Raw genomic sequence first — 14319 nt, 5'->3', positions numbered from 1 at the left:
GATTGTACGTCTGGAAGTCGATTAAAGGTCGCTCAGGATGATGCCCGCGGCGTTTCGTCCGCAGGCCCCCATCACGCCGCCTCCGGGATGCGACGCAGCACCGCACAGGTACAACCTCTTCACGGGCGTGCGGTGGTCTGACCAACCGATCAGCGGGCGTGACGGTCCGAGTTGATGCAGGTGCATCGCCCCTTGCATGATGTTGCCGCCGGTCAACCCGTACGTCCGCTCCAAATCCAGCGGCGTCATCGCGTGAGTGAACAGGATCTTGTCGCGGATATCCGGTGCGAATTCCTGCAGCATGTCGATGCAGCTTGCGACCCATGCGTCTTTTTCGTCATCCCAGTGCCGGCCGTCGGACAGTTGGTAGGGGGCGTACTGGACGAACAGCGACAGGACGTGTTTTCCCGGCGGTGCGAGACTGTCATCGACGTTGGACGGAATCGTCATCTCCAGCACCGGTTTGCTGCTGTACTTGCCCGCCAGCGCTTCTTGGTAGCCTCGTTCAATGAATTGCATGTTCGGCGTGGTGTGAATCGTGCCACGCAAAAGTAACGGGTCGACACCAAAGTCGGGCAATCCATCCAGGGCAAGATTGATTTTGCCGCTGGCCGAGGAGTAGTCGATGTTTTTGACGTGTTGAACGAATTCGTCGGGGAGGTGCCGCGAGTCGAGCAGTTGAAGCAGCGTTCGGTTGGCATCGACTCCCGAGGCGACCGATTTGCCGACGAACTCGCCGTCGGAGGTCGACACGCCGCGCACCGAGTTGTCTTGGACCAGGATCTCTTGGACCTCGACTTCCATCTTGATGTCGACTTTCAGATCCAGACAGGCCTGACGGAGTGCCGCGGCCAGACCTCCCATTCCGCCTTTGATGTACCCCCAGACACCGCGCGATCCCCCAGCGTCGCCCATCACATGGTGCAGCAACACGTAGGCGCTTCCCGGTGAAGACGGACCGTGGAACGCGCCGATGATCGCATCGGTCGCCAACGTGCCCTTCAACAGATCCGATTCAAACCAACGATTGAGAATCCGATCAGCCGCGCCCGTCAAGACTTCCATGGCGCCGGGGTCTTCGTACAGCAACTTCTGCATCAGCGAACCGGTCTTCAGCCCGCCGATCAGGTTCTTGGCCCTGTCCCACAAACCGGCTTTGCGCAGACGACTCGGCAGCTGCGGCGGTACGGTTTTCAACAGCGGTTCCAACCGCTCGGCGATCTCGGTCAGCATCTTCTCGTAAGCCGGGAACGCTTCGGCGTCTTTCTTGCTGAATCCCGCGATCGATTCAAAATTCCGCTTGGCGTCGTGGCCCAACACCAGATGCCGGCCCTGGCCATCGAAGGTGATCGATGACGGGTCGCGGCGCAGGACCTGGTATCCGTATTCCTTCAGCCGCAAATCGGCGATGACTTCCGGTAGCAGCAGGCTGACGACATAGGCGGCGGGCGAAAATCGAAAGCCCGGATAGAGCTCTTCGGTCGTTGCACATCCGCCCAGCGTCCCACGACGCTCCAACACGCAAACCCTCTTACCGGCCTTGGCCAAGTAGGCCGCCGTGATCAATCCGTTGTGGCCACCACCGATGATGATTGTGTCGTACGTAACCATGTGGGGTAAGCTTCCAGCTTGCGTTTAAACCGCGTCGACTTCTAAACCGCCTCGACTTCCCAGCCCTTGCGGAAGTTCGGCATCAGGAACTGCTCGACGTTGTCATTGCCGCTTGCTTGAAAGGCCTTGGCATCCCAGTCAAACCCGCCACCGGCGCGAAACGCGGTGTTGGCCAACAGGACCGACTCGGCCAGCGGGCCGGTGTAGTCGACAAAGTCGCACGTCGAACGTGGGCCGCCCTTGCAGGCGTTGATCCATTCCTGGTGGAATCCCGGGGACTTGGCGATCGTTTGCTCGGGAGTCTCCGGGTGGCCGCCGTCGTTAAGCGTGACCTTGTAGCCGTTGAATCCGGCTGTGATCGTGCCCTTGGTGCCGACGAATAGGGTGTTGTCCCCTTTCTCGGGAACCGTCTTGTGCTGTTTGAACACGTCGCCCAACGATGCATGCCACCAATGCAGCGTCAATGCACCGTGTCCTTTCTCCGCCGGGAATTCCAAACGCGTCTTCATTGACGTGGGAGTCCGCTGGGGATCGATTTGATCGGGGCTGGGCACCTCATCCAGATCGACGCGGTTGGGATACTTCAGTTGCAACGCCCAAAATGGGATGTCTAGAATATGGCAGCCCCAGTTGCCCGTTTCGCCGGTGCCGTAGTCCCACCAAAAACGCCATTTATAAGGACAGTACTCCGGCGAGTAGGGACGTTCTTGGGCAGGTCCCTGCCACAGATCCCAGTTCAGATGGCTGGGGACCGGAGGAAACTCGGTGGGCATGTCCGGCATGCCTCGTGAGCCGCCGACCGCGCAATAGACTTCGGTGACCTCGCCGATCACGCCCGAGCGAACCGCTTCGACGGTGCGGGCCATGCCTTCGTTGGCGTGTCGCTGGTTGCCGAGCTGGGTGGCGACATCCATCTTTTTGGCGATCTTCGTCAGCTCGCGAGTTTCCCACACGGTGTGGGCGAGCGGTTTTTCACAGTACACATGCTTGCCCATCAACATCGCCTGGCGGGCGGGATGAAAGTGGGTGTGGTCGGGCGTGCTGATGACGACGGCATCAATTTGCTTGTCCAGTTGATCCAGCATCACGCGGAAATCTTGGTATTTCCGGGCCTTGTCGAACTGTTCAAAACGCTTGCCCGCTTTGACTTCATCGACATCGCACATGGCGACAATGTTTTCGCCGTTGACACCGCTGACGTTTGCCGAACCACGGCCGCCGACTCCGATGCAAGCGACGTTCAATTTTTCATTGGGCGACGCGGCAGGCGCGGCCGGCGTCGAACCGAGCCAATAGCCGCCGGATAGGACAGCGGAGGTTTTCAGAAAATTCCGTCGCGAATCGGAGGGGCGTTTCATGTCTAAATCTCGGAGAGCATCGGGCGGGTGGGAGCCGTTTGGTGGAGAGAGAGCTGTTATCATAGTCTACGACTTGCCTGCGGACACCGCACGACGCCGATCGAATTCCCGCGACGGCGGCATGCGAACACCAAACAAGAACGTTAGCGAGGCGGAATCTTGATCGTTCACTGCCGACCCGCGCACTGCCGACCCGCGATTTGGATGCGGATCTTTTGTGTGTTTTGCTTGATCGCGTGGCTCGCCGAGGTGATGCCCGCCCAGTTCCCCTCCGCGCCGCAGATGCCAAGTCCGGGGGGCGGCGGGCGCTCGTTCGGCGGACCGTCCGGCTCGAGCCGTTCGTACACGAGGCCCTCCTATTCTCGGCCCTCGAACCCGCGGCCCTCCTACAGCCAGCCCCGTTCGACGCCCAATCGGTTCAACTCGCCACGCCCCGGCGTGCCCTCAAGTCGGCCGACTTATCCCGGCGCGCCCTCCTATTCATCGCCGGGTAACTCGTTTCGCCCAGGCTCTTCGTTTCGCGGTCAGCCTCACGTGCCGTTCGGTGCGCCCGGTGGTCGTGCGGTCGGCCCCGTGTTTCGAAACCCGCTCGCGACCAATGCCAGTCGGCCACCGGCATTCAATCCATCCAGCACCATCCGAGGCATTCGCGTTCCCACGCCTTCGATGCCGGGAACGTCGAACGCACCGAGTTACACGCCCGCCGCGGCAAATCGGATCGAATCGCAAATCCAGGCCAATCTGGCGACGGACCGATCACTCACCAGCATGATGTCCGCGATCAATGCGATTGATCAATACGCTCCCAACGCAGCCTTTGCGTCGAAATACCGAAATGAAGCACTGCAGATGGCCCAACAGGGCCTGAAGCAGAACGCGTCGACACCACTGCCTTGGATCGCAACGGCAAAGCTGTCGGCGCAAGTCGGCAATGATGCGTTGTTTCGTCAAACCACCAGCGAGTTCGTCCAGAAATTCCCCAACAACCCGCACGCCCAGTATTTCAAAGGGTTGCAGTCCCTCATGGACGAAGATTGGCAATCAGCGGAGATCGCGTTGCGCAACGCGAAGGCATTGGGGCTGTCCGATGAAAGCATCGCGCAGATGTTGAAAGTGGCGATCGACAATCAGAAATGGGTTTGGGAATACGCCGAGATTACGTTTTGGATCATCATGGTTTGGTTGATCGGTTTGGTCGCGATCTACTTGCTGGGCCTGTTGCTCAGTCGTTTTACGCTCAAGGCGATCGAGCAAGACCAGTTGGATGCGCGATCATTCGCTACTCGATTGATCCGGCGTGTCTATCGCGCTGTCGTCACCGTGGCGGGCGTCTATTACTACATTTCGTTGCCGGTCATTTTGGTGTGTGCGGTCGCATTGCCGTTGACGATCGGATACGCGGCGCTTTCCACCCCGTATTTGAATTTGATCCTGTTGGCGGTGATCTTGATCGGCGGAGTGGGCGGAGTGATCACGGCGGTCAGTGGGATTCGCACCGCGATGATTCGCGTTCCGGAGTCTCAAGACGGAATGCAACTTCGCCAGGGCGAGTCTCCAGAATTTTGGAATCTCGTCCGCGATGTTGCCGAGACCATGGGGACGCGGAGCGTCGACGAGATTTGGATTTCACCGGGCACCGATTTGGCCGTGACCGAACGTGGTCGTTGGTGGGACAAGCTGCGCGACAAGGGGCGCCGCGTTCTGATTTTTGGCGTCGCGTTGCTCGACGATTTCAAAGTCGATTCCCTCCGCGCCATCTTGGCACACGAGTACACGCACTTTCGAAACCGTGACACCGCCGGCGGAGACGTCGCGCTGAAGGTGCAGTTTGCGATGCATCAGTTCGCCGATGCAATTAGCGAGCGGGGAAAGATTCGATGGTGGGATATCACGATCCACTTCCTACGGACCTTTCATTATCTGTTTACGCGATTGACGCTCGGGGCCAGCCGTTTGCAGGAAGTGCTTGCCGATCGCGCAGCCGTTGAAACCTACGGTAGTTCGGCGTTCGTTGACGGACTGAAGCATGTGATTCGGCGTGACATTGAGTTCGATCACATCGTGTCGGGCGCGATCGGTGACAAAATCAAATCGGATCTCGCCCCCTCGCATTTCTACGCACCGAAACCCCAGATCAATGCGTTCGACCAGCGAGAGATTGACGGAATCATCCGTGGAATCATGTGCCGGAAAACAACGGTTTACGACTCTCACCCGGCTCCCATCGAGCGTCTTGCTCTGGCACAGCGATGGAAATCGGCCTCGCGGTCTGACTCGGGACTTGCGATCGAGCTCTTTGACCAGTCCGGCGCTCCGGTTCGCGACGAAATGTCGACGTTGCTTGCCGATTTTGCCGAGAAACGTGCCGAAAGCGTTTTGGAATTCAATCGGGTCATCATCGACGTGATGACGGACCTGATCAAACAGGGCGATTTGGATGCCCGCTTGCAGCGTGCCCAAGTGTATTACGAGATCGCGGAATACGAAAAATCGCTTGCGGACATCAACGTGGTGATGAAGCAAGCGAATCAACCGCCGGAGGTACGGTATTTCAGAGCTGCGGTTCAACAGTCGGCCGGGAATCACGAAGAATCGATCGCAGACCTGCGTGAAATCTTAAAACGCTCACGTTCCCAGCCGCAAGATTTTGCCTGCTCCGTCGCGTGCTCCCTGGGCCGTCAACTTTGGCAGCTCGGACGGCTCAAGGAAGCCGGCGACGCGATGGACCAGGCGATCGGTTTTGACCCGGAGCGATTTGAGGCGGTCAACTCGAGGATTGAAATCGCGCGGCAGCTCGGAGCGGATGGCAGTGACGAAATCACCAAATTGAAAGCGTCCGCGTCCAAGCTTTGGCCGCCCATTGAACCGCAGCAAGGCGGCACGCAGAAGCTCGACACCGACAATCGACAAGCGATGTCCTCGTGGCTGGTTGCACAAACGGTCGCCGGTCTGGCCGCAATCTTCGTGCTCTTGATTGGCGGCGGACTCTATGCAGCCAGCGGCATGGTGATGGCATCGCTCGATCGCGGGCAGCCCGTTGTGGTTCCGATCGAAAAATCGGCGGTGTCCGGCAAGCCGGAAACGACGCAGACCGATCCCTCGGCGAGCGTCGTCGAGTCAAACGAGGATGAACCGGATGGAAACGCCCACGCATTGAAATCGGTCGCGGCGGCGACATCGGAAGGATCAGTGCCGTCGCCCCAGAAGACGCCCGCGACGACGCCACTCAAGCCAGTCGTCGCCGTGACGTTTGATCAAGTCGGCGACAATCTTCGAACCATCGCCGACGCCGTCCAACGGTGCATCGATCGGGGATTTTACCGGGACACCGCGGTCCGCACCGACGACAAGCTTTCTTGGCGCGTGCATCTGTTGCCGTTTCTGGGCGAGGAAGCGTTGTATGCGGAGTTCAAGCTGGATGAACCCTGGGATTCAGAACACAACAAAAGGTTGCTGGATCGAATGCCGGCGGTCTATCGCTTTGGCACCGACGCCGATTCGACTCGCATCCGCAGCATTTGGCGGCAAGGCGTCGGCGCGCAGATGCCTGATATTGGCAACGGCGTCTTTTTTAGTGACGGTAGCGAGCAAACTGCCGTCATCCTGTTCGCCGGAGAGGGAGCGAAAGTGGAATGGACGCGTCCCGAAGCGAAGCCGATGGTCGATGACGAGGTCGCGTCCGGGTTTTTGATCTCGTCGACGACGCCAACGATCGCCGTCATGGGGACGGGAGACGTACATTCCTTCCCCGACGGAATCCATCCCCTCAAGTTGCAAGCACTGATTTCAATCGCTGGCAATGAACACGTGTCGGAGCGCTGGTTTGCCGCCGACACGGCAACCAAACGTCCGCCCAACGGATTCAAACTGGGCACGGCGCCGAGTGATGTCGTGCGAGAGTCGAAAGAACCGACCCGACCCATGGTGGGGCGGTTTAATTGGATCGGATCCAAGCTGCGAGAACTGAAGTTGCCCCCGGGAAGTCAGCTTTCGTGGAGGGTTCATTTATTGCCCCTGATCGGTTATCAGTCTCTGTATCGCGACTTCAAACTCGATGAACCTTGGGATAGCGTTCACAATTACGCGTTGATCAAGAAAATCCCGGAGGTCTACACGTTGGGATCACGCCCCGGGCGAACACGCATTCGCGCGATTGAACCGGTGATTCGGGCTCTCCGTTCCGATGCCCCGCATCTGGAAAACAAGCTGGCGATCGTTTTCGCGCCGACACACCAAGAGGTGACTTGGACGCGACCGGAACCGCTGCCGACATTGATTCGCATGCCCAAGGCCCGCGGGATGTTGGTCAGCGGAAAAACGGTTTCGTTTGACATGCCGTCCCCGGTGAATCCGGAGTGCATGTCTTTGATAGATCCCGCGGTTGAAAATCAGTGGGCGGTGAAGATCTGGAGCGAGTCAGATCTCGTCGCGACGAACAGACGGGCGCCGCGATACCATCGACCGGTCATGATCAGGGGCGACATCGCACTGCCCGACCCGGTGCCCGCGGTGCCGGCGGCGGGGGCAACCAAGAAGCCTTACTACACGATCGTGGCGGAGTCCTCGCTCGCCCGAATCAGCCGGGCGTTGCAGCAATACACCAGCAACTACCGCACCTTCCCCAAAGTGCAATCTGCGACGAGCGGCAACACGTTGAAGTTGAGCTGGCGCGTCGAGTTGTTGCCGTTCTTAGGCCATCAAACGCTCTACGATCGCTTTGATCATGACCAACCATGGGACGCAGACGCCAACCTCGCGTTGCTCGACGAGATGCCAGAGGTTTACCGAACGCAAAACGGCGAAAAATCACGGACTCAAATCTGCATGTTCATCGGCCGCGGAATGTGTTTGTCCAACGAGCGGATTCGTGATTCACTGGTCAGCAAAGACATGCCGATCACCGACAGCCGCGCCTCGACCATCTTGGGCGGAATGGTTGGCACGGACAAAGCGGTGCCCTGGACGAAACCCGTCGACATTGAAGTGGATCCGGAAAACCTGGTTCAGTCACTCGGAAAGGTCGGCAAAAGTGTCGGGTTGATTACCGGGACGGGATGTCAGATCTTTCCCAGTTCCTTGTCGCCCGAAATTTTCCACGCGCTGGCGACGAGCACCGGAGACGAATTCGTCGATGCCCCGACGCTGATGCGATATAGCGCCCACGTGAATGGATACCCGTATGTCGGCGAAGACCAGGCAAGGCTCTTCGAAGCCTACGGCATGCGAGTCGTCTTGTCTTGCCTGGTGCAAAAGTATCAGCGAAATCCAGAATTGTTGGACGACCGCAATCTAAGCTGGCGGGTGCACATTCTAAGCTCGCTGGATTACCTGCATCTGTACAAACAGTTTCGGCTCGATCAGCCATGGGACAGCCCGCACAACCTCAAGTTGATCCCCTACATGCCTGACATCTTCCGGGATGCCGATGCAAGTTCCAGTAGCACCACCACTCGTCTGATGACGATTCGTGGCGTGGGGGCGGTCAGCAATCCGTATCTACCGAGTACGCCATATCAAGCGATCTCCGATGGACCGGACAAGACGCTCTTGATGATCCAGACGCCCAAGGGTCATGAAGTCACTTGGACCAAGCCCGATGATTTTCCGTTTCTGATCGATGACCCCATGAACGGCCTGGAGAATATTCCGATTGCAAAAGGCCTGACGGTGGGCTTCGCCGATGGCCAAATCAATTTTTTGCGTTCAGCCATCACGCCGGACGCCTTCAAGTCGCTGGTCACCCCACGCGGCGGAGAGCGAGTCATCGTCGCCGAGCAGGTGATGCGGTAGCGCGGGCGCTCGCGGCAAGATGATCGCGTCCCGCTTGGGACTTCACCCTCCTGGCCGGCATCGGTGTCCACACCTCTGAAGTCACTCTGCCTGGCAGGGAGGGTCGAGCGCAGCGAGGGGCATACGCACCAAGTTAGCAAGCAACCCTCCCGTGTGCGGGAGGGTCGAGCGCAGCGAGGGGAGGGTCGATTGGCTGTGACGGAGTGATTTTGAGCCCCGGCGAACCTCCCCGGCCAGTCTACGACCGACGCAGCAAGATCAAATCGGCGGCCAGGGTGACAGCCATCGCAGTCAACGATTCCGCACGCGTTTGTTGCGAGTGTCGGACGGCGCGGTAGGTCATCGCCAACGCATCGGCGATCGCATCGGGTTCTAGCTCGACACGATGTCGCCAGTTCTGGTGTTCCACAAACTGCAAACCGGCTGCGGAGAGTTCATCGACAACCGCTTCCCACCGGCTTCTTCGATGCCCCTCTTGTTGAACACTTTCACGAAGCTCGATCAAGTCCTCCTCGCCAGGCACGGCAATGATGCAGTTGCCGTCGGAAACGAGCACCCGCGAAATTTCATCGGCCGGTCGGCGTCCGAACAACGAAATCACTTGATCGACGCTCCCGTCCGCAGCCGGCAACGTGCGGTCCGCGTTGGCCAACACCCAAGTCGCCTCGGGCCAACCCCGTGCGGCGAGTTTGATCGCACGTTTGGACAAGTCGATGCCGCAGTAGCCGTTCGGAGTGTCCGAAAACAGTGCCGGCCCAAATGAGCCTTCGCCACAGCCCAGGTCGAGCGTCCTGATCGATCGCGAATCGTCTCCCGCGGTCGGCGTCTTGATCCAAGGCCGCAGCGTTTCGACCAACCCGGTAGCGAGCCCACGCTTGAGCCAACGATGCCGGGCCAGGACGGCGTCGTCGGAGTCGCCGGGTTTGAGCGATTTTCGATCTTGCGGTTGCAGCAGACTCCAGTATCCCGCCTTGGCGCGATCGAAGTGGTGGCCGGAATCGCACCGCAGCGCGTTGTCGTGCTGTTTCAGCACTGCCGTACAGTTTCTGACGGTGCAGCGTAGTTCAAACATCACGCAAACTACTTCAGCAACGTGTCGGCGAAGTCCAGGAAAAAGTTCCAGTCCAGTTCACCAAGACCGTGTCCGCCGGCGCGGATGTGATAACCGGTCTGGCCCTTGATGCGTTGCTGCCCCAGCGGCGGCATGGTCGTCGTTTCGATCGCGTCTTTTCCCAGCAGACCGAACACGGGAGCGGCGGCGATGAGCGACGCGTACTCGCCTTTCGGATCCGCCCACAGGTCTTCGTCGGCGCTGGCGACATAGACGCCACGCGGTGCGATCAAGGCGATCACTTCGTGCTGATCGACGGGCAAGTCATGCTCGCGACCGGCGTAGTCGGAAAACGGTTTGCAAAACCAGTGGGGGAAGGACGTCGTGATCCGCTTAACGGTTTCTCCGTATGCCCGTCGTGACAGCGCGGCGCCGCCACACCCCGAGTTGTTGCTGTAGGCGATCGCGAAGCGCTCGTCTTCGCACGCCGCCCATAGCGACGTTTTCCCGCCCCGCGAGTGGCCCGAGACCGCGACGCGTGAGGCATCGATCGATTCGATCGTTTGCAGATGATCGAGCACCCGACTGGCCGCCCAGCCCCAAGCCGACAGGCTGCGCCACGCGGTGTCTTCGGGCGGTTTTCCGTCGGCAAAGAACGAGCGGATTCCGTCGGGATAGCCGTCTTTTTTGTCGGGGTCGACATGTGAGGTGTGGAACGATGCCGTTGCGTAACCGCGCTCAATGAAGGTTTCCACCGGCCAAAACGGATCGGGTTTTTCGATGGCGGTCGCCAGCGGAACAAAGTAGCGGTTGTTGATGTGGATCACCGCCGGGGTCGACCCCGACGCCTTGTTGGGCACAAAGACGACGAACGGAAATGAAAACGTACGATCGTCGACTTGGATGATCGCTTTCATTTCGCGGCCGGTCGCGGCGCCGTCGAACGCTTGCGTGTTTTCCGCCGTCTGCTCAAACCTCAGCGAGTACTCGACGTCGGGCCGACGCCCATAAACCTGCTCACGAAACAACTCCAGTAGCTCGCCGCGACGACTGTCATTCCACTCCTTCGGCGAACGGATCAGGTCGCCCCCGCGAGTCACCAGCGGATTCGGCAACGTGTACGGCGGGACTTTTGATTCGACGTAGTTGAACTCGCGGCGTTGCCGGGTCAGTTTTTCGACCAGATCGGGATTGGCTCGCCAGGCGGATGTCGCCTCTTGGCCGATGGAGGGACTTGCCGTGAACGTCGTCGCGGCGAGAAGCATTGCGGCAGGGAGAAGGTACGGGTGTCGTTGCATGATAGGGTGGGGTGGTGCGGCGGCGGGGTAGGGCATGCTGTGCATGCCTGCTGTCACGCACAGCGTGACCTACACGATTTGTCAGTAGGGGTGTAGGGCATGCTGTGCATGCCTTCTGTCACGCATAGCGTGACCTGCACGATTTGTCAGTAGGGCCAGGCAGAGCCTGAGAACGAGTCACCGAGTCATTTGGACGAGAAACAAAACAAATGCTTCTCACCGCGGATAAAAATGCGGTCTTCGATCGGAACGGGCGATCCGATCACGGACTCTGCCAGATCGTTTTCGGACAGCAATCGAAATGTGCCGTCGGCCACATCGGCGACGAAGACGACGCCGTCTTCACGTGCCGCGTAAAGTTTTCCGGCCGCGATGGTCGGTGATGCGTAATACGAGTTTCTGTTTTTGGGGAACGCATCACTCCAGATCGTTTTGCCCGTCGCCGGATCGATGCATTCAACTTCACCGCGGTCACGGACCAGGTAGACGTGTCCGTTGTAAGCAGCGGGCGAGGGGACGAAGGTCGAGATGTCATCGCGAAACCAAACGTGGTTCGTCTCGGTGACGTCACCGCTCCCGTCCATCCGGATGCCGTACAGTCGCGGTGCACCCTTGTCGTTGCGGCCGAAAGCGACGACCGCCATGTCATCGATCAGGACCGGTGAGGCAACGACCGGCCAAAGTTGATTGGAGTCGGGATTGAAATTCCCACACGACCACACCACGTGTCCGTCTTGAGCGTCGTGGATTGTCAAGTGTTGGGCGCCCCAGACCAGCAATGATTCCTTTCCCTGATGATCGATCACCAGCGGTGTCGAATAGCCATGATCACATTCACGCGGCGTTTGATAATTCCTCGCTTCCTTCCACACGATGTCGCCGGTTTGTTTATCGAATGCTGCTAGCCATGATTCACCATTGTGCATCCGCGCAAAAACGACATGTCGCTTCGTCAAGACGGGCGACGTCCCATGGTCCCAGTACAGCGTGTCTTTGCCGAAACGATCGACCAAATTTGTTTGCCATCGCACCGTTCCGTCGAGTTCCACGGCGGCCAACGTCCCGCTTTTGAAGTACACGAAGATCGCATCACCGTCGCTGACCGGGGACGCGTTGCTTCCCGATCCGTTGCGATGTTTCCCTTTCACTTCGGGGCCGAATTTCGTCAGCCATTTTTCCTTGCCCGACCAATCGATGGCCACCAATGCATCGACACCGTCGCTCGGCGCGGTGACGTACAGGGTCTGGTCGACAACGATCGGAGTGGAGCATCCCTTGCCGGGCAGCGTTGTTTTCCAACGCAGGGTCTGGTCGTTGAGTTCGGACGGATAGTCTCCCGTCGCCACACTGCCCAGGTCCGCCGACCCGCGCCATTGCGGCCAATCGGCGTGGGTGTTGGACTGGACCAGCGCGAAAGCCAAAGCAAACGTTGACAACATGAAGCCGTATTGTTTCTTCATTGGTTTCTCAGTTGAAGATGAATTGCCGGATTGTTGTGGGATAGGCTTCCAGCCTGTCATGCTCTGAATCGACAGGCTGGAAGCCTATCCCACTCTTCGTCGGGTACCTGACCCCTTTTCCGCTTCCAGATCAAACGACATCAGGTACCGTGAACGCACCACGCGCCGGTCGCGTCAATAAACGGTCCGCTTGCGGATCGTCTTTGAAGGTTTCTTTTTCCGGATCGAAGTGCAGCGTGCGATCGACCCGATATGCGATATTGGCCAAGTGACACAGCGCGGCAGAGTGATGCCCCTGTTCGATCTCGGCGGAGAGGAATTCAGGGTTGCGTGCGCGGACTGCGAGTGCCCAGTTGCGGAAGTGCGGCAGGTTGGAAATCGGGCTGCCCTCTTCAAACGCGCTCGGGCCCGGCTCGCGATTGCGTCCCAAAAACGTGTAGTAGCTCGAGTAGTCGGGGATGATCATCGTGCCTTCGGTGCCCAAGAAGATCGTTCCGACGGGAAAGTCTTTTTGGACGAACGGATACTTATCGCGAAAGCCTGCTTCGGCGTTGGTGTACCAATCGCGAACCGCGAATTCAACCATTCTGCCGTCAGCCCATTTCAGCGACGTTGACAAGACACCCGGTGTTTCGGCGCTGCTCTGATGAACGTTCTCTTGCATGTAATTGGAACCCACTGATGAAACCTGCACCGGGTGCGTGTCCAATTTCAGCCCCCATCGCAGGATGTCCATTTGATGGACGCCCTGGTTGCCGATTTCTCCGTTGCCGTAGTCCCAGATCCAATGCCAACGACGATGTTGGAAGTTGCTGAATTCGTGTACGGGTGCCGGTCCACACCAGGCGTTCCAGTCGAGTCCATCGGGCACCGGTCGCGGTGCATGCTTGCCCAGGTCGCCGCGAATTTTGTAGGCGATGCCGCGGGCAAAGTAAACCTCGCCGATCACGCCTTGATGCAGTTTGTCGATGCCTTCGACGATGTTCGGTGACGATCGACATTGCGTCCCGTGCTGGACAATCCGGTTGTACTTGCGCGCCGCCTGGACCATCTTGCGGCCTTCGAAGATATTGTGCGATCCGGGCTTTTCGACATACACGTCTTTGCCCGCTTGGCAGCCCCAGATCACGTTCAGCGAATGCCAATGGTTGGGTGTGGCGAACGTGACCGCGTCGATGGACGGGTCGTCCAAAACGCGTCGCATGTCATCGTAGGTTTGGATTTTGTGACCACTACGCTCGGTCCAAACCGTTTCGGCGGATTTCAGTTTCGCTTCATCGCAATCGCAAATGCCCGCCAGTGAGACGCCGGAGGTGGATTCCTTTTCCAATTCGACCAGGCTTTCCGCGTGGGCTTTGGCTCGTCCACCCATGCCCACGATCGCGACGCGGATCTTGTCGTTCAAGTTTTGTCCGCGAACGATCGCCGGGGCGGCGAAGACCGCAGCGGTACCGACCGCGGCGGCTTGGATCGATTGGCGACGCGTGATCGGCTGAGTTTTTTTGTTCATGTTCGTCTCGTTTGATCGGGTTTTTGAGGGCGTCTTGGCAGGCGATGACCACCGCCGGTGTCGGCTGTGATTGTAACACGAATCACCTGCCTGGTTTGCGGAACGACCCAAACGACAGAGAGCCAACCGCCGCGTGGCAAGGACGCTGGTGCATGGGAATTCAGCGCACGTTGGTGTCTAGCCTTTAGGCGATCCTTCGCTCGCTGCGGAGCAGCGAGACGAAGCGGCTAAAGCCCAATAC

The 14319-nt window shown here is 58.9% G+C and carries 7 protein-coding genes; 1 reads left to right on the top strand and 6 read right to left on the bottom strand.

Annotated features, from left to right (window positions below; translation table 11 throughout):
• Positions 1-21 precede the first annotated feature (21 nt).
• Complete coding sequence (locus NZK35_RS23965) at positions 22-1611, bottom strand: phytoene desaturase family protein (protein WP_259635055.1); 1590 nt, start codon at positions 1609-1611, stop codon at positions 22-24.
• A gap of 41 nt (positions 1612-1652) precedes the next feature.
• Positions 1653-2969 carry a Gfo/Idh/MocA family protein gene (locus NZK35_RS23960; protein WP_259635054.1) on the bottom strand — a complete coding sequence of 439 codons (1317 nt, stop codon included), beginning with the start codon at positions 2967-2969 and terminating at the stop codon, positions 1653-1655.
• A 534-nt stretch (positions 2970-3503) separates the two neighbouring features.
• On the opposite strand from NZK35_RS23960, the gene NZK35_RS23955 reads away from it, so the two are divergent.
• On the top strand, positions 3504-8759 hold the full coding sequence (locus NZK35_RS23955) for a DUF1559 family PulG-like putative transporter (protein WP_259635053.1): 5256 nt from the start codon (positions 3504-3506) through the stop codon (positions 8757-8759).
• A 238-nt stretch (positions 8760-8997) separates the two neighbouring features.
• Here NZK35_RS23955 and NZK35_RS23950 read toward each other — a convergent pair whose 3' ends face one another.
• The 4 genes from NZK35_RS23950 to NZK35_RS23935 all read right to left on the bottom strand — a co-directional run bounded on the left by NZK35_RS23950 (position 8998) and on the right by NZK35_RS23935 (position 14078).
• Positions 8998-9831 carry a methyltransferase domain-containing protein gene (locus NZK35_RS23950; RefSeq protein ID WP_259635052.1) on the bottom strand — a complete coding sequence of 278 codons (834 nt, stop codon included), beginning with the start codon at positions 9829-9831 and terminating at the stop codon, positions 8998-9000.
• Positions 9832-9839: 8 nt separating this feature from the next.
• Positions 9840-11075 (bottom strand): glucuronyl esterase domain-containing protein, encoded by a 1236-nt coding sequence (locus tag NZK35_RS23945; protein ID WP_259635051.1) that lies wholly within the window; start codon positions 11073-11075, stop codon positions 9840-9842.
• A gap of 218 nt (positions 11076-11293) precedes the next feature.
• Positions 11294-12568, bottom strand: a complete 1275-nt coding sequence (locus NZK35_RS23940) for an outer membrane protein assembly factor BamB family protein (RefSeq protein WP_259635050.1) — start codon at positions 12566-12568, stop codon at positions 11294-11296.
• A gap of 130 nt (positions 12569-12698) precedes the next feature.
• Positions 12699-14078 carry a Gfo/Idh/MocA family protein gene (locus NZK35_RS23935; RefSeq protein WP_259635049.1) on the bottom strand — a complete coding sequence of 460 codons (1380 nt, stop codon included), beginning with the start codon at positions 14076-14078 and terminating at the stop codon, positions 12699-12701.
• Positions 14079-14319 lie beyond the last annotated feature (241 nt).

Origin of the sequence: Stieleria sedimenti, assembly GCF_025060895.1 — a bacterium.
Lineage (GTDB): Bacteria > Planctomycetota > Planctomycetia > Pirellulales > Pirellulaceae > Stieleria > Stieleria sedimenti.
The sequence above is the reverse complement of the archived record's forward strand: the minus strand, read 5'-3'. Positions and strand labels throughout refer to the sequence as shown.